The 25,361-nt window shown below is 71.3% G+C and carries 24 protein-coding genes; 12 read left to right on the forward strand and 12 right to left on the reverse strand.

Annotated features, from left to right (window positions below; all coding sequences use genetic code 11):
• The first annotated feature begins 65 nt into the window (after positions 1 to 65).
• On the forward strand, positions 66 to 1,262 hold the full coding sequence (locus FHR33_RS38725; RefSeq protein ID WP_183658739.1) for a L,D-transpeptidase: 1,197 nt from the start codon (positions 66 to 68) through the stop codon (positions 1,260 to 1,262).
• Between the two features lie 54 nt (positions 1,263 to 1,316).
• On the opposite strand, the gene FHR33_RS38730 is transcribed toward FHR33_RS38725, so the two are convergent.
• The 3 genes from FHR33_RS38730 to FHR33_RS38740 all read right to left on the reverse strand — a co-directional run bounded on the left by FHR33_RS38730 (position 1,317) and on the right by FHR33_RS38740 (position 3,566).
• Entirely contained in the window at positions 1,317 to 2,012 is a 696-nt protein-coding gene (locus tag FHR33_RS38730; RefSeq protein ID WP_183658741.1) for a sensor histidine kinase, read from the reverse strand.
• Positions 2,013 to 2,113: 101 nt separating this feature from the next.
• Complete coding sequence (gene trpD, locus FHR33_RS38735) at positions 2,114 to 3,160, reverse strand: anthranilate phosphoribosyltransferase (RefSeq protein WP_183658743.1); 1,047 nt, start codon at positions 3,158 to 3,160, stop codon at positions 2,114 to 2,116.
• A 7-nt stretch (positions 3,161 to 3,167) separates the two neighbouring features.
• Positions 3,168 to 3,566 carry a DNA-binding transcriptional response regulator gene (locus tag FHR33_RS38740; protein WP_183660552.1) on the reverse strand — a complete coding sequence of 133 codons (399 nt, stop codon included), beginning with the start codon at positions 3,564 to 3,566 and terminating at the stop codon, positions 3,168 to 3,170.
• A 197-nt stretch (positions 3,567 to 3,763) separates the two neighbouring features.
• Here FHR33_RS38740 and ctaE point away from each other — a divergent pair, with 197 nt between their 5' ends.
• Genes ctaE through qcrB form a run of 4 tightly spaced genes read left to right on the forward strand, consistent with a single transcriptional unit; the run spans position 3,764 to position 7,962 of the window.
• Positions 3,764 to 4,381 carry an aa3-type cytochrome oxidase subunit III gene (gene ctaE, locus FHR33_RS38745; protein ID WP_183658745.1) on the forward strand — a complete coding sequence of 206 codons (618 nt, stop codon included), beginning with the start codon at positions 3,764 to 3,766 and terminating at the stop codon, positions 4,379 to 4,381.
• A 16-nt stretch (positions 4,382 to 4,397) separates the two neighbouring features.
• A complete protein-coding gene (gene qcrC, locus FHR33_RS38750) occupies positions 4,398 to 5,207 on the forward strand; it encodes a cytochrome bc1 complex diheme cytochrome c subunit (protein ID WP_183658748.1) in 810 nt (269 codons plus the stop codon).
• Positions 5,204 to 6,310 (forward strand): cytochrome bc1 complex Rieske iron-sulfur subunit, encoded by a 1,107-nt coding sequence (gene qcrA, locus FHR33_RS38755; RefSeq protein ID WP_183658750.1) that lies wholly within the window; start codon positions 5,204 to 5,206, stop codon positions 6,308 to 6,310. Before qcrC ends, qcrA begins: the two co-directional genes overlap by 4 nt.
• On the forward strand, positions 6,307 to 7,962 hold the full coding sequence (qcrB, locus tag FHR33_RS38760) for a cytochrome bc1 complex cytochrome b subunit (protein WP_183658752.1): 1,656 nt from the start codon (positions 6,307 to 6,309) through the stop codon (positions 7,960 to 7,962). Before qcrA ends, qcrB begins: the two co-directional genes overlap by 4 nt.
• Positions 7,963 to 8,214: 252 nt before the next feature.
• Here the strand turns inward: qcrB and FHR33_RS38765 are convergent, their stop codons facing one another.
• Both FHR33_RS38765 and FHR33_RS38770 read right to left on the reverse strand, forming a co-directional pair.
• Positions 8,215 to 8,415, reverse strand: a complete 201-nt coding sequence (locus FHR33_RS38765) for a DUF5708 family protein (RefSeq protein WP_183658754.1) — start codon at positions 8,413 to 8,415, stop codon at positions 8,215 to 8,217.
• A 169-nt stretch (positions 8,416 to 8,584) separates the two neighbouring features.
• Positions 8,585 to 9,799: an MFS transporter gene (locus FHR33_RS38770; protein WP_183658756.1), complete on the reverse strand. Its 1,215-nt coding sequence runs from the start codon at positions 9,797 to 9,799 to the stop codon at positions 8,585 to 8,587.
• A gap of 67 nt (positions 9,800 to 9,866) precedes the next feature.
• Here FHR33_RS38770 and FHR33_RS38775 point away from each other — a divergent pair, with 67 nt between their 5' ends.
• A complete protein-coding gene (locus FHR33_RS38775) occupies positions 9,867 to 10,853 on the forward strand; it encodes a DUF5937 family protein (protein ID WP_312895918.1) in 987 nt (328 codons plus the stop codon).
• On the opposite strand, the gene FHR33_RS38780 is transcribed toward FHR33_RS38775, so the two are convergent.
• The 3 genes from FHR33_RS38780 to FHR33_RS38790 form a co-directional block, all read right to left on the reverse strand.
• Positions 10,836 to 11,738, reverse strand: a complete 903-nt coding sequence (locus FHR33_RS38780) for a class I SAM-dependent methyltransferase (protein ID WP_183658758.1) — start codon at positions 11,736 to 11,738, stop codon at positions 10,836 to 10,838. The two genes, FHR33_RS38775 and FHR33_RS38780, sit on opposite strands and share 18 nt — an antisense overlap.
• A gap of 121 nt (positions 11,739 to 11,859) precedes the next feature.
• Positions 11,860 to 12,147 (reverse strand): Lrp/AsnC family transcriptional regulator, encoded by a 288-nt coding sequence (locus FHR33_RS38785; RefSeq protein ID WP_183658760.1) that lies wholly within the window; start codon positions 12,145 to 12,147, stop codon positions 11,860 to 11,862.
• 17 nt (positions 12,148 to 12,164) lie between these two features.
• On the reverse strand, positions 12,165 to 13,889 hold the full coding sequence (locus tag FHR33_RS38790; protein WP_183658763.1) for a DEDD exonuclease domain-containing protein: 1,725 nt from the start codon (positions 13,887 to 13,889) through the stop codon (positions 12,165 to 12,167).
• Between the two features lie 185 nt (positions 13,890 to 14,074).
• Here FHR33_RS38790 and FHR33_RS38795 point away from each other — a divergent pair, with 185 nt between their 5' ends.
• From FHR33_RS38795 to FHR33_RS38805, 3 genes are read left to right on the forward strand one after another with little or no spacing between them, the layout of a single operon-like run.
• On the forward strand, positions 14,075 to 15,586 hold the full coding sequence (locus tag FHR33_RS38795) for a serine/threonine-protein kinase (RefSeq protein ID WP_183658765.1): 1,512 nt from the start codon (positions 14,075 to 14,077) through the stop codon (positions 15,584 to 15,586).
• A 5-nt stretch (positions 15,587 to 15,591) separates the two neighbouring features.
• On the forward strand, positions 15,592 to 17,013 hold the full coding sequence (locus tag FHR33_RS38800; RefSeq protein ID WP_183658767.1) for a serine/threonine-protein kinase: 1,422 nt from the start codon (positions 15,592 to 15,594) through the stop codon (positions 17,011 to 17,013).
• 45 nt (positions 17,014 to 17,058) lie between these two features.
• Entirely contained in the window at positions 17,059 to 18,603 is a 1,545-nt protein-coding gene (locus tag FHR33_RS38805) for a hypothetical protein (protein WP_183658769.1), read from the forward strand.
• A 28-nt stretch (positions 18,604 to 18,631) separates the two neighbouring features.
• Here FHR33_RS38805 and FHR33_RS38810 read toward each other — a convergent pair whose 3' ends face one another.
• Genes FHR33_RS38810 through FHR33_RS38820 form a run of 3 tightly spaced genes read right to left on the reverse strand, consistent with a single transcriptional unit; the run spans position 18,632 to position 20,892 of the window.
• Positions 18,632 to 20,176 carry a PH domain-containing protein gene (locus tag FHR33_RS38810; RefSeq protein WP_183658771.1) on the reverse strand — a complete coding sequence of 515 codons (1,545 nt, stop codon included), beginning with the start codon at positions 20,174 to 20,176 and terminating at the stop codon, positions 18,632 to 18,634.
• Positions 20,173 to 20,664, reverse strand: coding sequence for a PH domain-containing protein (locus FHR33_RS38815; protein ID WP_183658773.1), 492 nt, complete (start codon positions 20,662 to 20,664; stop codon positions 20,173 to 20,175). The genes FHR33_RS38810 and FHR33_RS38815 overlap by 4 nt, the downstream gene beginning before the upstream one ends.
• Before the next feature lie 3 nt (positions 20,665 to 20,667).
• On the reverse strand, positions 20,668 to 20,892 hold the full coding sequence (locus FHR33_RS38820; RefSeq protein WP_183658775.1) for a hypothetical protein: 225 nt from the start codon (positions 20,890 to 20,892) through the stop codon (positions 20,668 to 20,670).
• Between the two features lie 111 nt (positions 20,893 to 21,003).
• Between FHR33_RS38820 and FHR33_RS38825 the strand changes: the two genes are divergently transcribed.
• Together FHR33_RS38825 and FHR33_RS38830 are read left to right on the forward strand one after the other, a co-directional pair.
• Complete coding sequence (locus tag FHR33_RS38825; protein ID WP_183658777.1) at positions 21,004 to 22,179, forward strand: sensor histidine kinase; 1,176 nt, start codon at positions 21,004 to 21,006, stop codon at positions 22,177 to 22,179.
• Positions 22,158 to 22,826: a response regulator transcription factor gene (locus FHR33_RS38830; RefSeq protein ID WP_221241424.1), complete on the forward strand. Its 669-nt coding sequence runs from the start codon at positions 22,158 to 22,160 to the stop codon at positions 22,824 to 22,826. Before FHR33_RS38825 ends, FHR33_RS38830 begins: the two co-directional genes overlap by 22 nt.
• On the opposite strand, the gene FHR33_RS38835 is transcribed toward FHR33_RS38830, so the two are convergent.
• Positions 22,821 to 23,849, reverse strand: a complete 1,029-nt coding sequence (locus FHR33_RS38835) for a phosphotransferase family protein (protein WP_312895919.1) — start codon at positions 23,847 to 23,849, stop codon at positions 22,821 to 22,823. The genes FHR33_RS38830 and FHR33_RS38835 overlap by 6 nt on opposite strands.
• A gap of 123 nt (positions 23,850 to 23,972) precedes the next feature.
• Here FHR33_RS38835 and FHR33_RS38840 point away from each other — a divergent pair, with 123 nt between their 5' ends.
• On the forward strand, positions 23,973 to 25,295 hold the full coding sequence (locus tag FHR33_RS38840; protein WP_183658784.1) for an NYN domain-containing protein: 1,323 nt from the start codon (positions 23,973 to 23,975) through the stop codon (positions 25,293 to 25,295).
• Positions 25,296 to 25,361: the final 66 nt, after the last annotated feature.

Genomic DNA, 25,361 nt, shown 5'->3' on the forward strand with positions numbered 1-25,361 from the left:
GATATGGCAAAACGGTTACGGAGGGTAGTAACGGGGCCTGAGGGATTGCGGAGAGGGGAGTTCTCGTGGGGCGGTTGACTCAGGGATCGGCTGGTGTTCTGGCCCTCGCCGTACTGACCGGTTGTGCGGGGAGCGAGAAGCCCGAGGGGCAGGCCACGCCGAGCGCCGCGCCGCCGGCGGCGAGCGTCCATGTGCTGCCCGCCGACAAGGCGGGCAACGTGCCGACCGACCAGACCGTGCTCGTGGCGGCCAGGGGCGGCACGCTGCGGAGCGTCACCGTCACCGGCAAGGCGGGCACCCTGACGGGCGAGCTCAGCGCGGACGGCACGCAGTGGCGCAGCGAGCGCTACGCCACCCCCGGCGCCTCCTACACCGTCACCGCGCTCGTGGCCAACCCCGTGGGCCAGACGACGCGGACCACGACCACGTTCTCCACGGTCAAGGCCGACAGCACCTTCGGCATCGAGTACATCGCCCCGCACAAGGACGACACGGGACTGACCGTCGGCGTCGGCATGCCGATCATGATCACCTTCGACAAGGACATCACCGACCGCGTCTCGGTCGAGCGCAACCTCGTCGTGAAGACCTCCAAGCCGGTCGAGGGCGCCTGGCACTGGTTCGACGACAGGCACGTCGACTTCAGACCGAAGAAGTACTGGCCCGCGCACACCAGGGTCCGCCTCGAGGCGCGCCTGGCCGGCGTGCGCGGCGGGGAGGGCATGTACGGCAAGCGCGACCACGTCCTCGACTTCAAGATCGGCAGAGAGCAGATCACCAGCGGGAGCACGCAGAACCACGTGCTGAAGGTGAAGCGCGACGGCAGGCTCGTCAGGGAGATGCCGATGAGCGCCGGCCAGGGCGGGGCGTGGAAGTACTACACGACCTCCGGCATCCACCTGGCGATGTCCAGGGAGCCGGTCACCATCATGACCTCTCCTGGCATCGGTCCAGGCCAGTCCGGCTACTACCGCCTGACCGTCTACAACACCGTCCGCATCTCGAACTCCGGCGAGTACGTCCACAGCGCGCCGTGGTCGGTGGGCTCGCAGGGCCGCGCCAACGTGAGCCACGGCTGCGTGAACGTCAGCCCCTCCAACGCGGCGTGGTTCATCAAGAACACGCTGATCGGAGATCCGATCATCATCACCGGCTCGCCGCGCAGGCTGGAGCCGACCAACGGCTGGGGCCACTGGCAGGAGGACTGGAAGCAGTGGTTGCAGTGGAGCTCGGTGAAGTCGGGGATCACCGAGTCGCTCTAGGTGCGGCCCTGCGGCCCGCCCGGCCGGGCGGGCGGCGGGTGGCCCCGGCGCCGATCAGCCGAGCGGCAGGCTGGCGTGCACGGAGCGACCGTCCGCGGTCGTGAGGGTGCCGCCGAGCAGAGCGGCGCGTTCGCGCATGCTGAGGCCAGGCGCCCTGGAGGGGCCGTCGTCGGTCACCAGGACCTCCAGGAAGCCCGGACGCCATCGAAGGGTCACTCTGGCACAGGTGGCCGACGAGGCGCCGCTGAGGGCCTCCTGGACGATCCGGTAGGCCGACAGCTCCACGCCGGGGGCGACAGGGGCGGCGCGACCGTCCTGGACGAACTCCACCCGCAGGCCGGTACGGCGCGCGTCGTCGAGGAGGTCGGGCAGGTCGGTCAGGCGCGGCTGCGGCGTCCTGGAGGGCGGGACCCCGGTGAAGGCGCTCAGCACGCCCAGCATGCGCTGCAGCTCGCCCAGGGCCTGGCGGCCCGACTCCTCGGCCTCCTTCAGCGTGTCCGTGGCCCTCAGGGCGTTCTTCTCCATGGTCATGCGGCCCGCGCCGACCCCCAGGGTCATGACGCTGACGTGGTGGGCCACCACCTCGTGCAGCTCCTGGATGATCCTGGCCCGCTCGACGGTCTCGCGGGCGGCCAGGCGCTCGGAGGAGAGCGTGGCAGCCAGGCGGAGGCGGGAGCGCAGCAGCAGGAGCGCGACGGGACACAGGACGACCGTGGCGGCGGTGGCCAGCCAGGTCAGAAGAGGCGGCATGGCCGGGAGCGTAGGCCCCGGCCAGGAGGTTGACATCCGCTTGGCGGCGGATCTTCGCTCCACCGCCGTGCGGACCGTGCGGACCGTGCGGGCTTGGCGGACTACGCGGGCGTCAGCGTGCGGCTGACCTCGATCCAGCGGTCGAGGGTCGCGGCGGCGCGACCGGAGTCGACGGCCTGGACCGCGCGGGCGTAGCCGTCGATCATCGCCGAGTCGAGGTCGTCGCCGGGGCCGTCGGCGGCCACCAGGGCGGCGGCGGCGTTCAGCAGGACGGCGTCGCGGATCGGCCCCGTCTCGCCGCGCACCAGGTCGTGCACGGCCTGGGCGTTGAAGGCGACGTCACCGCCGCGCAGCGCGCCGACCTCGGCTCGCGCGATGCCGAGCACCGCGGGGTCGAAGACCGTCTGCGTCGCCGCGCCGTCGCGCACCACCCACACCGTGGAGGTGGTGGCGATGGTGAGCTCGTCGAGCCCGTCGTCGCCGCGGAAGACCAGGGCCGAGACGCCGCGCTCGGCGAAGACGCCGGCCAGGACGGGCAGCATGCGCGCGTCGTAGACGCCGATGGCCTGCGCGGAGGGGCGGGCGGGGTTGGTCAGCGGGCCGAGGAAGTTGAAGACCGTCGGCACGCCGAGCTCCTTGCGCGGCGGGCCCGCGAAGCGCAGCGCGGGGTGGTAGACGGGCGCGAAGCAGAACGCGATGCCCGCCTCGACCGCCACCCTGGCGGTGGCCTCGGGCGGCAGGTCGAGCCTGATGCCGAGGTACTCGAGGACGTCGGCGGCGCCGCACGAGGAGGAGGCCGCGCGGTTGCCGTGCTTGACCACCCGCGCGCCCGCGGCGGCGGCCACGATGGCGGCCATCGTGGAGACGTTCACGGTATGGGCGCGGTCGCCGCCCGTGCCGACGATGTCGACGACGGGCCCTTCCACCTTCAGCGGGGTCGCCAGCTCCAGCATCGTCCGCGCCAGGCCGGTCACCTCGGCGACGGTCTCGCCCTTGGCGCGCAGCGCGATCGCGAACCCGGCGATCTGGGCAGGCGTGGCCGACCCGGACATGATCTCCCGCATCGCCCACGCCGTCTCGTCGGCGGTCAGGTGTTCCCCCGAGAGGAGGGCCGACAGCAGCGCGGGCCAGGTGGTGCGAGCGTCCATGGAGAACCTACTTCGCGTTGAGTCGGGTGGCGGCGCGCTGTCTCATGAGCCCGGCGACGGCGTCGGCCAGGGCGATCGGCTCCAGCGGCTGCGAGACGACGGCGTCGGCGCGCGACCAGTTGGCCAGCCAGCGGTCGTCCCTGCGCGCGACGAGCAGCAGGATCGGCGGGCAGTCGTAGACCTCGTCCTTGGCCTGCTTGCTGACGCCCATGCCGCCTGCGGGCTGGGTCTCGCCGTCGAGTACGGCCACGTCGACGGTGCCGGAGTCGAGCAACTGCAGGACCTTGGGCTGGGTGGCGCACTCCACGATCTCCACCAGCGGGACGTCGGCCGCGGGACGGCGCCCGATGGCCTGCCGTACCTGCTCGCGGGTTCCCGCGTCGTCGCTGTAGACGAGGACCCTCATCGTGTCGTCGGTGCTCACGGTCGCAGCTCACTATCGGTGGTAGCGGTATGGTCACCTGGGATCGTACCGGTGCCCCTGCACAGATACCCAGGCCGCCGGGCTCGGCGGGCGTTTTGCCCTAATTGTTCCAGGTTGAGGGCAGGTTCGGACCCACTAACGGGGGGTCGTGCGGCGACCCGACCACTGGAGCCGCAATAATGCTGCCCGTGGCGACAGCATCCGCAATTACAACGACGACGACAGCTCATTCGTCCCGCAGGCCCAATCTGGTCAGCGTCGGGACGATCGTGTGGCTGTCCTCTGAGCTCATGTTCTTCGCGGCGCTGTTCGCGATGTACTTCACCATCCGGTCAGTGAGTCTCGGCGAGGGCAAGCCCTGGCCCGAGGCGCATCTCAACGTTCCGTTCTCTACGGTCAACACGATCATCCTGGTCCTGTCGAGTGTGACGTGTCAGCTTGGCGTGTGGGCCGCGGAAAAGGGTCAGGTCGGCAAGCTCCGCTTCTGGTACTTCGTCAGCTTCCTCATGGGCGCCGTCTTCGTCGGCGGCCAGATCTACGAGTACATGCAGCTCGCCCACGAGGGCGCGACGCTCTCCGCGAACCCGTACACCTCGGTGTTCTACCTGACCACGGGCTTCCACGGGCTTCACGTGACCGGTGGTCTGATCGCGTTCCTGTTCATGCTGGGACGCACGTACGCCGCGAAGCGCTTCACGCATGAGCAGGCGACCAGCGCGATCGTCGTGTCGTACTACTGGCACTTCGTTGACGTCGTCTGGATCGGCCTTTTCGCGACCATCTACATCATCCAGTAAGGAAACGGGGATCTCTGTGACTAGGATCACCGCTCGGCGGCGGCATCCGCTCGCGAGATACGCCGTCCTGCTTTTCGCGTTGGCGCTGGTCGGGGGGGTGTACACCCTCCTCTCGCCGGCCAGCAGGCCGGCAGACGCCGCTCTGGCGTCCGGCAAGGCCGACGACGTCGCAGAAGGCAAGAGCCTCTTCCAGGCGCACTGCTCGAGCTGCCACGGCCTCAATGCTGAGGGCACGTCCACCGGTCCCACGCTCGTCGGCGTGGGCGCGGCGGCGGTCGACTTCCAGGTGAGCAGCGGCCGCATGCCGGCCGCCAACCCTGGCGCCCAGGCGCCGCGCAAGCCCGTCGCGCCGTGGGTCAACGAGGACACCACCCGCCAGCTGGCCGCCTACGTGCAGTCGCTCGGCGGCGGGCCCGTCGTCCCCGACAAGAACGCGGTCGACCCCGCGCAGGGCAACGTCGCCAGGGGCGGCGAGCTCTTCAGGGCCAACTGCATCCAGTGTCACAACTGGACCGGCGCGGGCGGCGCGCTCACACTGGGCAAGTACGCGCCCAACCTGAACGAGGCGACGCCCACCCAGATCTACGAGGCGATGGCCACGGGACCGCAGGCGATGCCGGTCTTCAACGACTCCACGATCACGCCCGAAGAGAAGCGGGACATGATCGCTTACATCACGGACGTGCGGGAGCAGACCGACCCCGGCGGCTTCGGCCTGGGCCGCATCGGCCCGGTCACCGAGGGCCTCGTCGCATGGCTCGTGGGTATCAGCGCCCTCGTACTGGCCGCCATCTGGATCACCGCTAAGAAGCGACAGGCGTCATGACAGACAACGAACATGAGATCGAGCAGCCGGACGAGCGCGTCCCCAAGCGCGTGATCGGCACCCCTCCGCCGGGAAGCACGATGATCCCCGCCGAGGAGAAGAAGGACGACGACGAGGTTCCCGGCGTCTACTACCCCGACGAGGCCAAGGCTCGCAAGGGCGAGAGGATCGTGGCGCTCTGCTTCACGATCACCGCCCTCGCCGGCATCGTGTTCATCGTCAACTACGTGGTCTTCCAGGTGGGCGACGTCGACAGCACGGCGGTCTCCAACCTCGCGCTGGGCGCGCCGCTGACGCTGGCGCTGCTCGGTCTCGCGGCCGGCATCGTCGTCTGGGTCCGCCAGGTCATGCCGAAGTACACGCTGATCCAGGAGCGCCACGAGATGGCGACCGACTCGGCGACCAGGTCCTACGTCTCGGAGACGTTCGTCCAGGGCGCCAAGGAGAGCGGCTTCGTCAAGCGGCCGCTGCTGCGCCGTACGCTGCTGCTGGCCTCGGCCCCGCTGGGGCTGATCCCGCTGGTCCTGCTGCGTGACCTCGACAACTCCAAGATGCCCGCCTCGGCCTTCCACAAGGAGCTGCGGCACACGGTGTGGGGTGGCAAGACCAAGGAGGGCAAGCCGCTCAAGCTGGTCGTCGAGGGCACCGGTCAGCCGATCAGGGCCGCCGACTTCAACTCGCCAGGCGGCATCCTTTCGGTGGTGCCCGAGGGCTACGAGCACGACATGAACGCCCTGGCCAAGGCCACGCTGATCCTGATCAAGTTCAGGCCCGAAGAGATCAAGTCGGGCGTGAACAAGAACTGGACCCACGACGGCATCGTGGCCTACTCCAAGATCTGCACGCACGTCGGCTGCCCCGCGGCCCTGTACGAGCAGACCACGCACCACATCCTGTGCCCCTGCCACCAGTCGACCTTCGACGCGGCAGACGGCGCCAAGGTCATCTTCGGCCCGGCCGCCAGGCCGCTGCCGCAGTTGCCCATCGGCGTCGACGAGCAGGGTTTCCTGATCGCGAAGGGTGACTTCGCCGTGCCGGTCGGCCCCAGCTTCTGGGAGCGCGGCGACGCCGAGGCCAAGGTAAGGGAAGGGGGTCAGGCATGAGCGAGATGACGGCTGTTCCCAAGGCCATCGCGGGTCCTTCGAGCTACCTCGACGACCGCATCGGCGCGGGGACCTTCCTCAAGCGCAACATGCGCAAGATCTTTCCCGACCACTGGTCGTTCCTGCTGGGTGAGATCGCGCTCTACTCCTTCATCATCCTGCTGCTGAGCGGGACGTTCCTGACGTTCTTCTTCAAGCCCAGCATGATGCACGTGATCTACGACGGTCCCTACGACCCGCTCAAGGGCGTCGTGATGTCCGAGGCCTACGCCTCGGCTCTGGAGATCAGCTTCGAGGTGCGCGGCGGTCTGCTGATGCGGCAGATCCACCACTGGGCGGCGCTGCTGTTCGTGGCCGGCATGATGGTGCACATGCTCCGCGTGTTCTTCACGGGTGCATACCGCAAGCCGCGCGAGCTGAACTGGCTGATCGGCGTGCTGCTGCTGACGCTGGCGCTGGCCGAGGGCCTGACCGGCTACTCGCTGCCCGACGACCTGCTGTCGGGCGCGGGTCTGCGGATCACCGAGGGTGTGGCGATCTCGCTGCCGCTGGTGGGTACGTACATCACCTTCTTCCTGTTCGGCGGGGAGTACCCGGGTGAGGATGTCATCGCGAGGTTCTACTCGCTGCACATCCTGCTGATCCCGGGCATCCTGCTGGCGTTGATCTCGGCGCACATGGTGCTGATGTGGGTGCAGAAGCACACGCAGATGCCGGGAAAGGGGCGAAACAACCACAACGTGGTCGGCGCGCCGTTCTACCCTGCGTTCATGCTGAAGGCCGGCGCCTATTTCATGTTCACCTTCGCGGTGGTGGCCGGGCTGGCGACCTTCGCGCAGATCAACCCGATCTGGGCGTTCGGCCCCTACACGCCTGCCGACATCTCGGCGGGTTCGCAGCCCGACTTCTACATGGGCTTCCTGGAGGGCTCGCTGCGGCTGATGCCGCCGTGGGAGATCAACCTGTTCGGCACCAGCGAGTTCGGCACGCTGCCGCTGAGCGTCATCATCCCGGCTCTGGTGCCGATGGGCATCGTGATGACGGGCCTGGCGCTGTATCCGTTCATGGAGCGGTGGGTGACCGGCGACAACCGCGAGCACCACATCGCCGACCGTCCCCGCAACAACCCGCACCGCACCTCGATCGGCATGGCGGCCATCACGTTCTACGGCGTGTTGTGGTTGCTGGGCGCCAACGACGAGATTTCGGCCTTCTTCCAGATCAGCCTGAACTGGACGACCTACATCGGCCGGGTGCTGGTGCTGGTGGGCCCGGTGATCGCCTACATCATCACCTACCGCATCTGTCTGGGACTGCAGCGCTCCGACGCCGCGGTCATCGGGCACGGCGTGGAGTCGGGTGTGATCAAGCGGCTGCCGCACGGTGAGTTCATCGAGGTCCACACGCCCGCGGCGGAGGACATCGAGGCGCACCTGCGGGGCAAGGAGGCGATCCCGCAGGTCGACGTGGACGCCGACACCGAGGGCATCCCGCCGAGGGGCATGCGTGGCCCGCTGGGCAAGCTGCGCGGGCGGATGTCGAAGGCGTACGGCGGGGAGAAGATCCCGCTGGACGACGGCCACGGGCACGGTCACGGCGAGGAACACGCCGAGATCGGGCCGGGCGGCGACGACCGCAGCCTGACGCACTGACGCACGAAAGCGCCGCCCCGGACCGCATCTCGCGGTCCGGGGCGGCGCTGTTTTTCCGGCCTGATTCCGGCCTGATTCCGGCCGTCGTGTCGCGGCGGCGGGGAGGGCGTGGCCGTCGGCCGCCCTCGTGGGACGCGCCCGGAGGCCGGCCACGCCGCGGGCGATGGTTCGACGACCTCGGGGCGGTCGCGGTCGGCGTCCCCGGGCCCGAGGCGACCGGAGGTGGACCGAGGCCGGGGGAGGAGGCGGCGTCTAGCGCTGCTCGGCGCTGTGGCTGCGCATGAGCTTGTAGACGCCGTACAAGGTCTCCAGCCCGCCGATGATCATCATGACCAGGCCGATCTTCGACGGTGTGAACACGACGATCTCGACGTCGAGTCCGAACTGCCACAGCAACACTCCGCCGACGAAGGTGGCCAGGCCGGTCAGGAGCGTCTTGTGGGCGGGGGCCATGGAGACCTCTTTCGATCACGGGCGGACACAGGGGTCCCTTGCTCCCGTAACGGTAGTGAAGGGCAAGGTCCGGAGGCTTCCTGCGCGCTGAGGAGATCACGCTACATCTTTCGGGTGACACCGCCGCCCGCCGTCCTCTGGATCTCGTGAGCGGCCAGGAGAACGCGCGTCACCGCCAGGGGTGCTTCCGCATGGCCCCGACCAGTACGGGCATCGCGACCACCAGGGCGACCCCTCGCAACACGCCCGCGACGGGGTACGGCGCGCGCAACCCGAACGTGTACGCCACCAGCCCACCGGCCAGCGCCCCGAGCGGGATGAGCCCCCATCCGAGCATCTTGTAGACGCTGTTCACCCGGCCGATCAGGTCGGACGGCACGATCTGCTGCCTGAGGCCGACGGTCACGACGTTCCAGAGCATGGTGACGAAGCCGTTGACCGCCAGCAGGCCGCCGAGCACGACGGCGTTCGGACTCAGCCCGATCCCGACGAAGACGACGACGTTCGTGCCCAGCGCCGTGAGCAGCGCGGGAAGCGCGCCGACCCGCTGGACGGCGCGCGCGCCGACCAGGCCGCCGAGCAGGCCGCCGACCGCGGCCCCTACCAGCAGCAGGCCGTATCCGGGCACGTCGAGGCGGAGCGTCTGGGTCGCCAGCAGGACGAGTGTCGCGTTGCCGAGCTGTCCGCAGAAGGTGTTGACGCCCAGCAGCACGGCGAGGGTGCGCAGCAGCCGGTGACGGGCGAGCCAGCGCAGGCCGTCCGCGATCGCCGCGCGCACTGGCGGGTGCTCGATCCGCCTGCGCGTGCGCCTGGGCAGCGTCGCCAGCAGGACGGCGGACAGGGCGAAGGTGGCGGCGTCCATCCCGAACGGCAGCGCCACCGCCACCGCGAACAGCAGGCCGCCGATCGGCGCCCCCGCGAACTGCTGGCCGATCAGCGTGATCATCTGCTGGTAGCCGTTGGCCTGGTGCAGCAGGGGTCTGGGGACGATGTCGGGCAAGATCGCCTGGGCCGCGTTGGCGACGACGATCTCGCACGTCCCCAGCGCGAAGGCGGTGACGGCCAGCACCGGGATGCCGATGTGCCCGGACGCGGCGAGGACTGCGACGACTCCGGCGATCACCGCCTGGACGGCCTGCGCGCGCCACATGAGGGCGGCGCGGTCGTAGCGGTCGACGAGCGCGCCGGCGGGCAGCGACAGCAGCAGCCAGGGGAGATACGTCGCCGCGGACACGACCGACACGAGCCTGGGATCGTGCGTGAGCGTGACGGCCAGCAGGGGAACGGCCGCGGCGAACGCCCCGTTGCCGACGTTGTTGATCCCCGCCGCCCACCACAACCGCCAGTAGGCCGCGGACAGACGTGGTTTCGTGTCCTGCTCCATGCCGGGATCCTCGCGGCGCGCGGCGCGATCACGACAGCATGTAGGCCGGTGCTACATACTCGAGGCCGTGGCCCTGACGATCGATCTCGGTGTGGCCGAGCTGGCGGCGACCCGGTTCGCGATCTCGCCGCTGTCCGAGACGGTCTCCGCACTGCAGCAACTCGGCGATCGCGATCGGCAGCCGATTCACCTGCCGTGGCTGCGATGGGCGGCCGACGAGCTGGCCAGGCATCCGCTCGACCTCCCGCGCACCTGGCCGCTGATCGTGAGCGACCGGCCGGCCTGGCCGGAGTTCCTGGTCCCTGCCCCGCGCGGCGCGGGGACCTCCCTCGAGGACGACCTGGCGGCGCTGCGAAGGACGACCGCTCCCCAGGTGCGGGCCAGCCTCCTGCGGGTGTTCGGCGACGACCCGCCCGCCGCCGTCGCGGAGCTCGCCGCGCGACCGGTGGCGGGCCTGCGCGAGATCGCCGCGGAGCTGCGTGCGGCGCACGACAGGCTCATCGCGCCGCACTGGTCCAGGATCCGTGCGGTGCTCGAGGCGGATGTCGTCCATCGCGCCAGGCAGCTGGCCGCGGGCGGCGCGGAGAGGCTGTTCACCGATCTGCATCCGGACCTGCGATGGCGCGACGGCCGGCTGATGCTGGGGGGAGCGCGCTGGCGGGCCGAGCGGGCCGTGAACCGGGGGCCGGGCGGGCTGGTCCTCATGCCCGTCGTCCTCGGCTCGCCGTACGTGCTGATCAAGAAGAGCACGTCCACGCAGACGACGGTGCGGTATCCGGCGCGAGGCGTCGGGGCGCTGTGGACGGCGGGGACGCGGGCGCCCGCGGGGAGCGCGGTCAGGCTGCTGGGCCGGGCGCGGGCCGACCTGCTCGAGGCGCTGCGCTCACCCACGACGACGACGGAGCTGGCTCGCGCCCTCGGCGTCACGCCCAGCGCGGTGTCACAGCACCTGGGAGTGTTGCGGGAGAGCGGGCTCGTGGCCAGGGAGCGGTCCGGGCGTCACGTGCTGTACATGACGACCGCGCTCGGTGCGGCCCTACTGGGGACGACCTAGCTGGAAGTGCCAGATGACCATCGCGGGCACGCCGACCATGGCTGCCTTCGCCGCCTCGGGGGCCAGCGCACTCAGGCACCACGGCCACAGGTCCCACGGTCCCAGCGTCGCGGACTCGCCCGTGGTGTCCCCCGGCCGGTCCACCATCGCCATCCGCGGCTCCTCGCACCGCCGTACCCGCAGGCCCACCGGCAGCGCGGCACGCAGGTAGTCCCCGGTCAGGTGGCGATAGCTGGCCACCCGTGCCCGCGCGCCGTCAGGCCGGCGCACGGGCGGGATCACGCCTCGCCCCACCCCTTCGGCGTGGATGTCAGAGATCACCAGGTGCCCGCCCGGACGCAGCACCCTGGAGAACTCGGCCATCACCGGCCCGAGCGAGGGGACATGCGTCAGCGCCAGGGAGCACACGATGAGGTCCACGGCGTCGTCGGCGACCGGCAGGCGGGACAGCTCGCCGAGGCGGAACTCGCCCTCCGGCACCCGCTCGCGCGCCCGCGCGAGCATGTCGGGCGAGCTGTCCACGCCGAGGACGTGGTGGCCGCGCGCGGCGAGAGAGGCGGCGACCCGGCCGGTGCCGCACGCGGCGTCCAGGGCCACGCCCACCGGCAGCGTGTCGACGATCGCCTTCACCAGGGGCTCGTCGAAGTCGAACGCCGCGTTGGGGGCGTCATAGGTGTCCGACCAGATCCGGTAACCCTCGACGGTCTCCACGCGGGCGACCTCGACCGCGGCGCTCGCCAGCGACTCGTCGTCCAGCAACCTCCGGATCTCGGCGATGCGCGCCTCGACGAACTCGCGGTCGGACGCGCCCTCCCCTGTGAAGGAGCGCAACAGGGCGATGCCTTCGATGCCGAGCAGGTACGCCAGCGGGTGCTCGTAAGTCACCGGCGCCACGCTAACGAGCTACCCCCGGCAGAGCCATCGAATGATGTCCGGTCTCTGGTGGAGCGCGCGGGCAGCCGTTCGTTCCCCTCGCAGGCCGTCACCCCGATGCTCGCCCCCGCGGTCAGTCGGATTCGGTGAGGCCGAGGGAGAAGGCGGCGTCGAGGTCGTGCTTGGAGTAGGTGCGGAAGGCGATGTGCGTGGAGGTGGCCAGCACGCCCGGCACCTTGTTGAGCCGCCCGGGGATGACTTCGGCGATCTGCTCGTAGGCGGGCACCCGCACCATGGCCATCAGGTCGTATTCACCGGTGATCGAGTAGACCTCGCTGACCCCGTCGATCTCGGCGATCGTCTGCGCGATCTCCGGAATCCGGTCCACCTCGGCGTTGATGTGAACGATAGCCGTGACCATGCCCCAACTGTATCGGGTCACCGCAGCGGCCGTCCCTCGCGCCTGGTGCGGTGGTCGAGGCGCTGGTAGGCCAGGTCGATGCGGGCCTTGTGGCGGGCGGCGCCGTGGGCGGGCAGCGCCCAGTCGCCCTCGACCTCGACCAGCCGCACCCCGGGCGACTCGAGCCAGCGCAGGATGCACTCGGTCTCCTCGGCGCTGGCGGCGTGGATGGGCCCGGGGCCGGGGATGACGGTCTCGGCGGTGGCGACGAGGGCCTCGACGAAGGGGGTGGGGTGCGCGCCTCGCGGCATGTGGCCGGCCGCGGTGAGCCTGCCGTAGCGGATGACGTGGATCTCCCAGCCACCGTCGAAGGCGGGGCTGGCGGCGACCATCTCCGGGATGCGGGTGAGGGCGGTGAGGCGCTGCATACGGGCGGCGGCGCGGACGTAGGAGGCGAGCCTGTCGCGGTCGACGGAGGCCTCCTCGTAGCGCTGCTCGACCGACAGGCGCTCCATGCGGGCCTCAAGGGCGGTGTAGACCATGGAGACGTCGCTGGCCATCGCGCGGCGGGCGCTCTCGACGTGGAGGGCGTAGTCGGCGGGGCTCTCCCGGCCCTCGCACGGGGCGCCGCAGCGGCCCATCTCGTGCAGGACGCAGGCGGGGCGGGAGGCCTTGAGCGTGAGCCGCTCGGTGCACTGGCGCAGCGGGACGGCCTCGTGCAGGGCCGTGCGGGCGTCGTCGGCGGCCTTGGCGCTGGTGAAGGGGCCGAGGTAGGCGGCGCCGTCGTCCTTGAGCTCGCGGACGATGGACAGCCGGGGGAAGGCCTCGTCGGTCAGCTTCAGCCAGACGACCTTCTCGGGGAAGCGCGACTTGCGGTTGTAGCGCGGCTTGGTGCCGCCGATCATGCGCAACTCCCTGACCTCGGCCTCCAGGGGGGTGGCGCAGACGATGTGGCGGACCTGCTCGGCGATGCCGATCATCTCGCGGATGCGGGGCCTGGTCTCGCTGGCGGTGAAGTAGGAGCGGACGCGGTTGCGCAGGTTGGTGGACTTGCCGATGTAGAGGACCTCGCCGCGCGAGTCTTCGAAGAGGTAGACGCCGGGGGCGTGCGGCACGCTCTCGGCGAGGTGGCGCTTGCGCTGCTGTTCGGGGGTGGGGGCGCGGACGAAGGACTTGAGCTCCTCGAGGGTGTGCACCTGGAAGGAGCCCGCCCTGGCGATGAGGCCGTGGAGCACGTCGACGGTGGCCCTGGCGTCCTGCAGGGCGCGGTGGCACGGCTCGGTGGGGCTGCGGAAGAACCTGGCCAGCGTGCCCAGCTTGGCGTTGGGGATCTCGTCGCGGGTCAGCACCCTGCGCGCCAGGTCGACGGTGTCGACGACGGGATTGGCGGGCGGCGGGTAGCCCTGGGCGGCGCAGGCGGCCTTGATGAAGCCGGTGTCGAAGGCGGCGTTGTGGGCCACCAGCGTGGCGCCCGCGATGAACTCGAGGAAGCTGGGCAGCACCGACTCGATGCGCGGCGCGGCCATCACCATCGCGTCGGTGATGCCGGTCAGCACCGAGATGAACGGCGGGATCGGACCGCCTGGATCGACCAGGGTCGCCAGTTCGCCGATCACCTCGCCGCCGCGCACCTTCACCGCGCCGATCTCGGTGATCGCGTGCTCGTGCGCCGAGCCGCCGGTGGTCTCCAGGTCGAAAACGACGAAGGTGACCTCGCTCAGCGGAGTGCCGAGCTCGTCGAGAGTGCCTTGAACCGCGTCCACGTTCAAAGACCATAGAGAGGTCGACCGACAGTTATCGGGACGGCATGGCGATCAGCGGGATGACCAGGCCGGCGTCGAACAGGCCGGCCACGGACGGCGCCCTGCCCCGCGGCCACCGCCGTGACGGTAAGGACGGGTTCAGGCCGTGACCTCATGGGGGTCGATTATTCGTTACTCTCCCCTGTATGTCCGGGGGACGACTCGCCGGCCGCTACACCCTGATCAGGCCGCTGGGCAGCGGCGGTATGGGGAAGGTCTGGCTGGCCAGAGACGAGATGCTTGACCGCGAGGTCGCGGTCAAGGAGCTCACCCTGCCCGAAGGGCTCGACGAGCAGGGCAGAGCCGAGGCCGTGGCCAGAGCGGCCCGCGAGGCGCAGGCCACCGCCCAGCTCCGCCACCCCGGCGTGGTCGCCCTGCACGACGTGCTGGTCGAGTACGGCAGGCCATGGCTGATCATGGAGCTCCTGCGCGGCCGCACCCTGGGCGAGGCCATCGCTCAGGACGGCCCGCTGCCGCCCTCCACCGTCGCCAGGATCGGCGCCGACGTGCTGGAGGCGCTCACCGCCGCCCACTCACGCGGCCTGCAGCACCGCGACGTGAAGCCGGGCAACGTCTTCCTCACCGACAGCGGGCGCGTGGTGCTGACCGACTTCGGCATCGCCAGGCAGGAGGGTCAGGCCACGCTCACGCAGGCGGGCCTGATGATCGGCTCGCCGGGCTTCATCGCGCCCGAGCGGCTGGAGGGCGAGCCTGGCGGGCCGCCCAGCGACCTGTGGTCACTGGGCGCGACGCTGTACGCCGCCGCCGAGGGCGTCTCGGTCTACGAGGGCTCGGCGATGGAGCGCATCCAGGCGACGCTGACCCTGCCGCCACGGCCGCCGCACCGGTCGGGGCCGCTGGCTCCCGTGCTGACCGCGATGATGGCCCGCCACCCTGCCGCCAGGCCCGACCCGTGGAGCACCGTCCACGCCCTTCGCCAGGTCGCCGCGGGCCAGGAGGCCCCCGTACTGGCGGGTCAGGACCTGACGGTGCCCGGCAGGGTCGGCAGGAGGCGCGGCTGGCTGGTGTGGGCGATCCCCGCGACGGCCGTCGTGGTGGCGGCGGCGGTTGCCGCGGCCGTGATCTTCTGGAGGCCCTCTGGGCCTCCCACCGCCTTCACCCTCCCCGTGGACGTGTGCGGGCTGCTGACGCCGGCCCAGGTCGGCGAGGTGCTCGACAGCGGCCAGCCGCCCAAGGGCGTGCAGAGCGCCGTGGAGGGCGCCGACAGGATCGGCGTGGCCTGTAACTGGACCGTCCAGGGCAGGGGCGTGGGCGTGGTCGCCCAGCGCGACTCCGACACCCCTCACCCCTGGTCCATGACCCCCGAGTCCGCGCACCGGCTGCTCGAGAACCAGCGCGCCTACATCGGCAAGTTCCCCGAGCTGCAGTGGTCGTGGAAGGAGATCGGCGCCAAGGGGCCGTTCACCGCGCAGATCGGCAAGACCAAGCCGCTGCAGGGTGTGGGCGAGGAGGGCTACACCTACGAGCTGAGCGCCCAGGGCAGGGTCCACACCGCCGTGGTCTACTACCGCCTGGCCAACCTCGTCATCCAGGTGGAGTTCACCACGCTGGCGAGCAGGCCGACCGACGACCAGGTCAGGCAGACCGCGCTCACCGCCGCGAGGCAGACCGAGCAGGCGCTGCGGAGCCAGGGCTGACGGGCATGGAGTACGTGCTGGCAGGCCGCTACCGGCTCGCGGAACGGCTCGGCGAGGGCGGCGCTGGCACCGTCTGGCGCGCCAGGGACGACAGGCTCGGGCGCGACGTGGCGGTCAAGCAGCTGCGCATCCCGCAGGAGCTCGACGAGACGGGCCGGCGGGCCTTCGTCGACCAGGCCATCCACGAGGCCAGATCGGCAGGACGGCTGCGCGACCCCGCCATCGTGCTGGTCCACGACGTGGTGCTGGAGCAGGGCCACCCCTGGATCATCATGGACCTGGCCAACGGCCGGTCGCTCGACAAGATCGTCAAGGAGAGCGGCCCGCTGCCTCCGCACATCGTGGCCCGCATCGGCCTGCAGGTGCTGTCGGCGCTGGAGGTGGCCCACGCGCACGGCATCCTGCACCAGGACGTCAAGCCCGCCAACATCCTGCTCGACGCCGACGGCACCGCCATGCTCACCGACTTCGGCGTGGCCGCCCCCATGGGCGGCGTGGGCGGCGGCGGCTCGCCCGGTTACATGCCGCCCGAACGGCTCAACGGGCTGCCCGCGGGCCCCGCCTCCGACCTGTTCGCGCTGGGCGCCAGCCTCTACACCGCGGTCGAGGGCAGGGCGCCCTTCCACCGCGAGATGCAGGCCGCGGTGGCCGCCGCCGTCCTGTTGCACGACCCGCCGCCGCCGCTCAGGGCGGGGCGCGAGCTGGGCAGGCTGATCCTCGACCTGCTCGCCAAGGACCCGAACAGGCGGCCGCTGCCGCACGAGGTGCGCCAGCGGCTGAGCGGCTCCCAGAACACCGCGCCGACCGCCTACAGGCCGCGCCGCAAGTGGAAGCTGCCCGCCGCCCTGGCGGCCGTCGCGCTGGCGGGAGGGGGCGCGCTGGTGTACGCCTTCGCCGTTCCCCACGTGGAGCAGGGGCGCTTCGCCGCCGCGCCCGACGCGTGCGCGCTGCTGCCCGAGGCCCAGGTCAGGGCCATGCTCGGCGGCGACGCCCGGCGCGAGACGCCGAGGCAGGGCGAGTGCGTGTGGAAGGTGTGGCAGGGCTCGAGGCCAGGGCGCTCGATCTCCGTGCGGGTCGCCACGCACGCGCCGCAGGGCGGGCACGGCGGGCCCGAGGTCGCCAAGCTGCTGTTCGACAACGACAGGGCGGCCGCCTCCGCCGCGAACGGCACGTCGTTCAGGAAGACCGTCTCCGCCGTCAGGGACGTTCCCGGCGTGGGCGAGGCGGCCTACGCCCAGGACACCTTCGAGACCTATGCCACCTCCGACGACGGCACGGGCAGGGCGTGGTGCAGGGTGGCGCTGCGCGGCAGCAACCTCACAGGCGAGATCGTCTACCACGTCGTGGAGGTCAAGAAGGCCGACGCGGACGCCCAGCGGACGGCCGTCACCGCGGCCGAACAGGTCGCGGCCTCGCTGAACGGATAATCCGGTGCAAGCCTTTTGCAACCAGGACCACTAGCATCCATGCCCATGTCTTGGAATCAGGACGAGCCCCCGACCAACCCCTACCGCGCGCCGGACTGGCAGTTCCAGCAGGTGCCGACCGCGCCGGTGCAGCCGCCCCAGCCGCCGCCCAGGCGCCGCGCCTGGGTGCTGCCCGCGGTGGCGGCGGGTGTCGCGGTAATCCTGGTCGGCGCAGCCGCGGGCGCCTACCTGCTGTACGGCAGGCCGGCCTCCTCCGACGCGCCCGCCAAGCCCACGGCGGGGACCGAGGCTCCCACGCGGCCGGCCGCCACGCAGCCGGCGGCCGCGGCGGTCCTCGACGTCTGCACCATGCTGCCCGTGGCCGAGGTCGACAGGCTGGTGCCGCAGGCGGCCGTCGCCAAGCGCTCGCGCGACGCGGGCTTCGCCGTCTACTCCTACTGCGACCTCAGCAACCGCCGCATCTCCCACGGCGAGTTCTGGCGCAGCCGCGAGATCAAGGCCAGCATCGCCCAGCACAGGGGCGAGGGGCCGAAGACCGGCAGGGCGCAGGCGCAGGCCCTGTACGATTCCGAGCTCGGCTTCTTCACCTACAAGGCCAAGAACGAGCCGACCGACGACAAGAAGGACCCGGGGGAGAAGAACTACAACTCCGCTGTCAAGCACTATCCAGGGGTGGGCGACGGCGCCTTCGGCCAGTACACCTGGCGTCGCGACAAGTCGCTGTGGTACTCCTTCGGCGAGGGCAGGGCCCGCGTGGGCGACATGATCATCGAGGTCAGGTACCAAGCGAGCCAGCAACGCAAGGACGCCGACTTCCTGTCGTCGAAGACCACCCAGTCGGTCAGCGAGGAGAACGCGCTGCGCGAGGTGGGCGTCCTGCTGACCCACCTGGCCAAGGGGGCGGCCGCGTGGAAGGCCGCGCACCCCGGCGAGCTGGCCAAGGTCGAGCCCAGCCCCACGCAAACCCCGACTCCCACCCCCTCGCCCAGCGCGTCGCCGACGATCGTCGCGCAGCTGCCGGCGACGTGCAGGCGGATGTCGCCGGCCATGATGAAGCTCGTGCCGGGAGCCACGGAGCGGGCCAAGGCGGGCACCTCGGGCGGGGCGCAGGAGACCGAGTGCCGCTGGCTCAACCTGAACATCCCCGCGGGCGAGGGCCGGCGCAAGATCCTCAGCGCCATGGTCACGATCCAGCTGTTCGCCAACCGCGCGGGGGCCGCCGACTCCGCCGCGGCGAAAGCCCAGTACGCGACCCAGCTCGGCAACGCCCAGGCCACGGAGAGCAGCGCCCTGGGCGGCATCCGGTTCGGCAGGATCGAGAAACTGCGCGACCTCGGCGACGAGGCCTACATCCAGTACTGGGTGGACAAGAAGAACACCGTCTTCAACGGCAGCGGCGATGTCCTGGTGCGTGTGGGGCCCGCGCTCGTCCGCGCCTCCTTCGCCGGGGCAGAGCTCGGGGCCGACGAGGCGACCAACTCGCCCAAGGTCAAGGTGCTGGGGGAGAAGGAGGCCCGTGAGGGGGCGCTGACGGTCGCCAGGGCCGTCGTCGACTCCCTCGGCCAGTCGGGGCTGAAGAAGGACGAATGAGAAGGGCAGAGCTGACGGCCCACGCCCGTCAGCTCTCCCTCCGCAGCAGGAACGGCTCCAGCAGCCCTGGCACCGCCTGGGCGGCCAGGTCGAGTCCCTCGCTCGCGTCGACGTCGAGCACGTCGTAGTGGCCGTCGCCCGCCGCGGTGGTCGCGGCGACCGTGATGAGGCCGAGGCGGCGCTGGAAGAACGACTGCCTGATGCGCCAGCCCACGATGCCGCCCCTGTCGAGCGCGACGGTCGTGCGCAGCGCCGAGCCCGCCCTCGTGAGCAGGTGGCTGCCGGTCAGGCGGTGTCCGAGCCCTCGGTAGGCGTCCAACGCCAGGGCCGACGCGACAGGCAGCGCGATCAGCGGCAGCGCCCAGGCGGCGGCGGGGATCCAGCCGGTCAGCAGGTCGGCGACGGCCATGGCGGCGGCGAGCGTGGCGACCGTGGCCAGTGCCGGCCGTACGCGCCTGCTCCTGGCGGCCTTCGGGTGCGGCCGCAGGTCGTCGAGGCCGCCGGCCATGGCGACAGGCGAGGGAGAGGCGTGCAGGACTCTGGAGGCGACGCGGACCGCCTCGGCGCGGGGCATCGGCGGGGTCAGCGCCGAGACCTCCTCGCTCTCGTCGCCCTCGGCCTTGCGCAGGCCGACGGCCACCGCCCTGACCTTGGCGCCGCCGCCCAGCCTGAGCAGCAGCGGCTCGGCCACCACGACCCCGCGCAGCCTGCCCGTCTCCAGCGTGAGCGAGCGCCTGGTGAGCAGCCCCCTGCGCACGCGCAGCGTGCCCGCCTCCCACTCCAGGCGGTAGCCGCCCCACGTCTCGGCGAACAGGCCCACCGCGCCGACCAGGCCGACCAGCAGGCTGCCCGTCACCACCACGGGCACGGAGATCCACGGGTTGGCGATCAGCCACTCCCACGCGGCCTTGGCCATGGAGGCGCTGAACACGTCGAGACCGAAGACGTCCAGCACCTTCTTGATCGCGCCGATCGCCACCGCGCCTCCGACGAAGACCCAGATCGACAGCGGGGCGTAGCGGACCCACTGCCACCGCAGCCCGGCGATGGCCTGGCCGCCGTCCTCCTGCACGCTCTCCCTCGCCGCCACCCCCGACAGGAGGGTACGGCGCAGCGACTCGGCCTCGGCTGCGGCCAGCCCGTTGAGCGTGAGCTCGGCGCTCTCGCCCGAGGTGTGCTCGCCCGTGCCGACCTTGACGACGGCCAGGCCGAACGCGCGCCGTACGACGTCGGCCTTGACGTCGACGCTGCGCACGCGGTCACGGGGGATCGCGCGGTGCTGGCGCGTCAGGATCCCGACGCGCAGTTCGAGCCGCTCGGCCGTGAGCCTGAAGCGGGTGGTGCGCAGGCGCGCCACGCCGTGGACGTAGGCGGCCACCACGACGAGGAGCACCGTGCCCGCCGCTCCGGCGGCCACCAGCGCGTACGGCAGGTCCATGCCGAGCAGGATTCTGGTGGCGCCGATCCCCGCGGGCGCGGCGATGGCCAGCGACACCACGGCCGTGGCGAGAGGGACCCTGCGGTGGAGCGCGCTCCACACCACCTCGACGGCGGCTTCCTGACGTGTGCTCACGTGGCGTCTCCCGGCGTGGCCTGGGTGATGGCGGTGAGCCTGGCGGCCAGCTCGGCGGCGAGCTCGTGGTCGAGCGCCTCGATCTTGATGGCGCCCGCCGACGAGGCGGTGGTGACGGTCACGTCGGCCAGGCCGAACAGGCGCTGCACGGGTCCGCGCGCGGTGTCGACGGTCTGGATGCGCGACATCGGCGCGACCCGCCAGGTGTGGGTGAGCCAGCCGGAGCGGACGTAGACCGCCTCGTCGGTGATCTCCCAGCGCTGCACCCTGTAGCAGGCGCGCGGCGCGAGGGCGGCCAGCAGCAGGCAGGCCGCGGCGAGCGCGGCCACCGCGAAGCCCAGCGCCGGCGAGTGCGGGGCGAAGAACCAGTAGCCCGCCACGGCGGCCGCCGCCAGAGGCACCGCCAGGAGGAAGGACTGGACGGTCCACCAGGCGATCGCGCGCGGGTCGGCCAGGTTGCGGGGCGGGCGCAGAGTCACTTCGGCCACGGCTCAGCTCGCCTCCTTCTTCTTCATCGAGTCGCCGGCGGCCAGCAACGCGAAGCCGAGGACGCCGAGGGCGATGCAGGCGAAGACCTCGTAGCCTTCGAGGAACGGCAGGCGGTTGACGAGCAGGAGCCCGTGCGCCCATCCCCACCATCCGAGGACGGTGTTGATCAGTCCTCCGACGCCCTGGATGAGCAGGATGGTGCCGGCGATGTCGAGAAAACCCTTCATACGTCCCAGGCTGCTGTCCCGGGCCTGCCAGGGGCGTCGGCCAGAGGTTGAGAGCGGCATCGACTTTGGTCGGTGCCGGCGGAAGGGGCGCAGGACCTAACGTGGGGGACCATGAACGTGGAGTACCGGTGGCTGCTGCCCTCGGTCCTGCTCGGCGACCCCGACGAGGGGCGGCCCGCGCGCCGCTCGACCCGCGACTGGATCGTCGACATCCTGATCTTCCTGCTCACCTGCGGGCTGGTGTGGCTGACCCTGCCTGACCTGGAGGGCGAGGGGCGTGCGCTGCGTATGACCGAGCAGGTGCTCGGCGGGCTGTCGTGCGCCGCGGTGTGGCTGCGCCGCCGCTGGCCCGTCACGCTCTCGCTGGTCGCGACGGTGTTCTCGTCCTACTTCGTCATGGTGGGCGGCGTGGCGGTGGTGGCGCTGTTCACCGTCGCGGTGCACCGGCCCTTCAAGATCTCCGGGCTGGTGCTCGCGGCCAATCTGGTCACGCTCGCCCCGCTCGCGCTGTGGCGCCCCGACAAGGTGCTCGGCCCCCTGTGGACGGCCGTGTTCGGCACGGTTCTCGCGCTGGCGGTCTTCGGCTGGGGCATCGTGGTCAGGTCCAGGCGCCAGCTGGTCCACACGCTCAGGGCCCAGGCGCAGGTGGCAGGGCAGGAGGCCAGGCGGCTGGAGCGCGAGCGCATCGCCCGCGAGATGCACGACGTGCTGGCCCACCGCATCTCCATCCTCAGCCTGCACGCGGGAGCGCTGGAGTTCAGGCCCGACGCCCCGCCCGAGCAGGTCGCGCGGGCGGCCGGGGCGATCAGGGACAGCGCCCACCAGGCGCTGCAGGACCTTCGTGAGGTCATCGGCGTGCTGCGCCAGCCGGGCGACGACCCGGACGAGATCGTGCCGGAGCGACCGCAGCCCACGCTCGCCGACCTCGACGAGCTGGCCGACGAGTCGCGCAGGGCGGGCATGGACGTGACGCTCACGGTGGAGGCGGGGCAGGCGGCCTCCGCGAGCCTCGGTCGCAACGCCTACAGGATCGTCCAGGAGGCGCTCACCAACGCCCGCAAGCACGCTCCCGGCGCTCCTGTGCGGCTGAGCGTGAAGGGCGGGCAGGGGGAGGGGCTCACCATCGAGGCGCGCAACAAGATCGGCTGGCCGTCCAGCATCCCGGGCGCGGGCAGCGGCCTGATCGGGCTGACCGAGCGGGCGGAGCTGGCAGGGGGACGGCTCGAGCACTGGCGCACCCCCGAGGGGGACTTCGTTCTGAAAGCATGGTTGCCGTGGCCGACATGAAGATACGCGTGCTGATCGTCGACGACGACGCGCTGGTCAGAGCGGGGCTGTCGATGATCCTGGGGGGTGTGGGCGACATCGAGGTGGCGGGCGAGGCGGCCGACGGCGACCAGGTGCCGAAGATGGTCGCCGAGCACCGCCCCGACGTGGTGCTCATGGACATCCGCATGCCGAGGGTCGACGGCCTGGCCGCCACCGAGGCGCTGCGCTCCACCGCCAACCCGCCCGAGGTCGTGGTGCTGACCACCTTCCACGCCGACGCGCAGGTCCTGCGGGCGCTGCGCTCGGGCGCGGCGGGCTTCCTGCTGAAGGACATCCCTCCCGCCGAACTGGTCGCCGCCATCAGGAAGGTGGCCGCGGGCGAGCCGATCCTGTCGCCCGCCGTCACCAGGCAGCTCATCTCCCACGTCTCGGACGGCGCCGCGGGCGGCCGCAGGGAGCGCGCCCGCTCCCTGCTGACCAGGCTGAGCGAGCGCGAGAAGGAGGTGGCCGTCGCGGTCGGCAGGGGCAGGTCGAACGCCGAGATCGGCGCGGAGCTCTACATGAGCGTGGCCACGGTCAAGGCGCACGTCTCGCGCATCCTCACCAAGCTGGGCCTCAACAACAGGGTGCAGATCGCGCTGCTGGTGCACGACTCGGAGTCATGACAGCATCCGCTCCAGCAGCGCCCTGTGCAGCACCAGGTCGTCGGGGTCGTCGGGCATCGGCTGCTCGCCGAAGTGGATGCGGCGCTGCCACACCCTGGCCATGACGATGCCGTGCCTGAGCGCGGCGTACGTCTCGTGGAAGTCCATGTCTCGCGGCGTGTGACCGGACAGCTCGCGGTAGGTCGCGCAGACCTCGTCGCGGCGCATGAAGCCGGGCAGGCCCGGCAGCGCGAAGACCTCGGCGAGGTCCTGGAAGAACCGGTGCAGGAAGATCATCCAGGCCAGATCCAGCTCGCGGGGCCCCACCGCGGCCATCTCCCAGTCGAGCACGGCGACAGGGGTGAAGTCGCGGTACATCACGTTGCCGATCCTGGCATCGCCCCAGGTCAGCACGTTGGGGCCGGGGTCGTCAGGCCAGTGCGCCTCCAGCCAGTCGAAGGCCCGCTCCAGCAGGGGGATGCGCATGTCGCCGCGCATCCACTCGTAGTAGGCGCGCTGGCCGTCCACGTGCGCGCGCAGGCCCGCGGCGCCGAGGCCGTCCAGCTCGGCGGCGGTGTAGGGGGCGCCGTGCAGGCCGGCGGCGATCGCGACCGTCCTGTCCTGCAGCAGGCGTCTGTCCGCGGGCGCGGCCTCCAGCAGCCAGCCCTCGAAGGTGTACGGCGGGACATCGGAAGGGACGCGGCCCTCCTCCCGCTCCATGACGAAGAACGGCGAGCCCAGCGGCTCGGGCGAGGGCTCGAACCACAGCGCCTTGGGCGCGAGCACCCCCGCGCGCTCCCTGGCCAGTCGCATCACCTCGAACTGCACGCCCAGGTCGTAGCTGGGGAAGATCGGCACGGCCTCCTCGGTGGGCGCCAGGCGCGCCACGCACCGCGTGCCGTCCACGGTGAAGAAGAGCGTCTCGCTGGACATCCCGTTGGCCGAGGGGCGGGTGACCCGCGAGACCCGGCGGCCGAGCCACGCGCTCAGCCTCTCGCGCAGGTCGTCGAGGTCCCTGGTGGAGGTGCGCATGGGCTCGCTCACGCCACTGTCGTACATCTCCAACCAAGCGCTTGTCCATATGCATGTCACGACACGGTCATGTGCGCGACAGCCGTACCCTTGGGGAGTAGGACAATCGCGAAGGGTCAGTTGAGAGGCAGTGGGATGAGCTCAGCCGGCGAAGGCCTGTCTCGTCCGCTTCCCGAGCAGGTGCGGCTCAACGTCGTCGACCTGGCGGCGCAGGTGCTCGGCAGCATGCCCGCCGTCGCCGTGCCCGCCCCGCTGCGTGGTATCGCCAAGTTCGACCCCCGCAAACGCGCCAAACTCGGCGGCGCCCCGATCGCCGCCCAGCTGGAGAACGACAAGGAGTTTCGCGAGGCCGTCGCCGAGTCGGTGGCCAAAGGCTGGCCCGAGCTCGCCGCCTCGCTGGCCGAGGGCAACGTGCCGCCGGCCGCCGACCCCGTGCTGGTCGCGGCGGCAGCCTATCTGACCAGGCCGCCCGGGTGGGCGGAGATGGTGGAAACCGCCAGGGCCGACCTCGAGCAGTCGGCGGTGGCCGCCGAGGGCTCGGCCCAGGAGCAGACGGTCGCCAGGCTGCGCGAGCAGCTGGCCGCGCAGAAGAGCGCCGCGAAGGACGAGGCCGAGAGGCTGCGCGAGCAGCTGAGGGCCGCAAGAGCGGAGAACTCCGACCTGCGCCGCAAGCTCCATGACGCCCGCGAGCGGCTCAAGGCCGCCGACCAGCGGGCCGCCGAGATGGCGCAGGCCGCCGACGAGGCCAGGATGGCGGCCTCGGTGGCCGGCAGCGCGGGGGAGTCGGAGCTGAGGCGGCTCAAGGAGCGGCTGGCCGACGCCGAAAGACATCTCGAGGCCTCGCGCAGAGCGGCCCGCGAGGGCCGCAGCATCGAGGACGCCAGGATCAGGGTGCTGCTCGACGCGCTGCAGGACGCCTCGGCCGGGCTGCGCAGGGAGCTGGCGCTGCCGACCACGATCAGCAGGCCCGCCGACTCCGTCGCCGCCGTCGCGCCTGGCGCGCCCAACGTGCGGGGGGTGCCTGCCAGAGCGCTGGCCGACGACGACCCGCAACTGCTCGACCAGCTGCTGGCGCTGCCGCAGGTGCACCTGATCATCGACGGCTACAACGTGACCAAGACCGGGTACGGCACGCTCACCCTCGCCGACCAGCGCAACAGGCTGATGACGGGGCTGGGCGGCCTGGCCGCGCAGACCAGGGTCGAGGTGACCGTCGTCTTCGACGGCGCGGAGCTCAACGCCCCCGTCCAGGTGGTCGCGCCGCGCGGGGTGCGGGTGATGTTCAGCGCGCCGGGCGAGATCGCCGACGACCTGATCCGTCAGCTGGTCCGCGCCGAGCCGCAGGGAAGGGCGATCGCGGTGGTCTCCTCCGACCGTGAGGTGGCCGAGTCCGTGCGCAGGATGGGCGCGAGGCCCGTCTCGTCCGCGCTGCTGCTGCGCAGGCTCGGGCGGGCCTAGGTCACATTTTGGGTGACATGGCCGGACGCTAGGCGCACCTTCTGTACTATTTCGCCCCAGGCGTGA

This window comes from Nonomuraea dietziae (assembly GCF_014195505.1).
Lineage (GTDB): Bacteria > Actinomycetota > Actinomycetes > Streptosporangiales > Streptosporangiaceae > Nonomuraea > Nonomuraea roseola.

Bases quoted from the DNA above. Each gene is read 5' to 3' on its own strand.
- FHR33_RS38730 (WP_183658741.1), bottom strand. From the start codon at position 2,012: ATGCCGCCTCTTCTGACCTGGCTGGCCACCGCCGCCACGGTCGTCCTG.
- trpD (WP_183658743.1), bottom strand. From the start codon at position 3,160: ATGGACGCTCGCACCACCTGGCCCGCGCTGCTGTCGGCCCTCCTCTCG.
- FHR33_RS38740 (WP_183660552.1), bottom strand. From the start codon at position 3,566: ATGAGGGTCCTCGTCTACAGCGACGACGCGGGAACCCGCGAGCAGGTA.
- ctaE (WP_183658745.1), top strand. From the start codon at position 3,764: ATGCTGCCCGTGGCGACAGCATCCGCAATTACAACGACGACGACAGCT.
- qcrA (WP_183658750.1), top strand. From the start codon at position 5,204: ATGACAGACAACGAACATGAGATCGAGCAGCCGGACGAGCGCGTCCCC.
- qcrB (WP_183658752.1), top strand. From the start codon at position 6,307: ATGAGCGAGATGACGGCTGTTCCCAAGGCCATCGCGGGTCCTTCGAGC.
- FHR33_RS38765 (WP_183658754.1), bottom strand. From the start codon at position 8,415: ATGGCCCCCGCCCACAAGACGCTCCTGACCGGCCTGGCCACCTTCGTC.
- FHR33_RS38770 (WP_183658756.1), bottom strand. From the start codon at position 9,799: ATGGAGCAGGACACGAAACCACGTCTGTCCGCGGCCTACTGGCGGTTG.
- FHR33_RS38785 (WP_183658760.1), bottom strand. From the start codon at position 12,147: ATGGTCACGGCTATCGTTCACATCAACGCCGAGGTGGACCGGATTCCG.
- FHR33_RS38795 (WP_183658765.1), top strand. From the start codon at position 14,075: ATGTCCGGGGGACGACTCGCCGGCCGCTACACCCTGATCAGGCCGCTG.
- FHR33_RS38800 (WP_183658767.1), top strand. From the start codon at position 15,592: ATGGAGTACGTGCTGGCAGGCCGCTACCGGCTCGCGGAACGGCTCGGC.
- FHR33_RS38805 (WP_183658769.1), top strand. From the start codon at position 17,059: ATGTCTTGGAATCAGGACGAGCCCCCGACCAACCCCTACCGCGCGCCG.
- FHR33_RS38820 (WP_183658775.1), bottom strand. From the start codon at position 20,892: ATGAAGGGTTTTCTCGACATCGCCGGCACCATCCTGCTCATCCAGGGC.
- FHR33_RS38825 (WP_183658777.1), top strand. From the start codon at position 21,004: ATGAACGTGGAGTACCGGTGGCTGCTGCCCTCGGTCCTGCTCGGCGAC.
- FHR33_RS38830 (WP_221241424.1), top strand. From the start codon at position 22,158: ATGGTTGCCGTGGCCGACATGAAGATACGCGTGCTGATCGTCGACGAC.
- FHR33_RS38840 (WP_183658784.1), top strand. From the start codon at position 23,973: ATGAGCTCAGCCGGCGAAGGCCTGTCTCGTCCGCTTCCCGAGCAGGTG.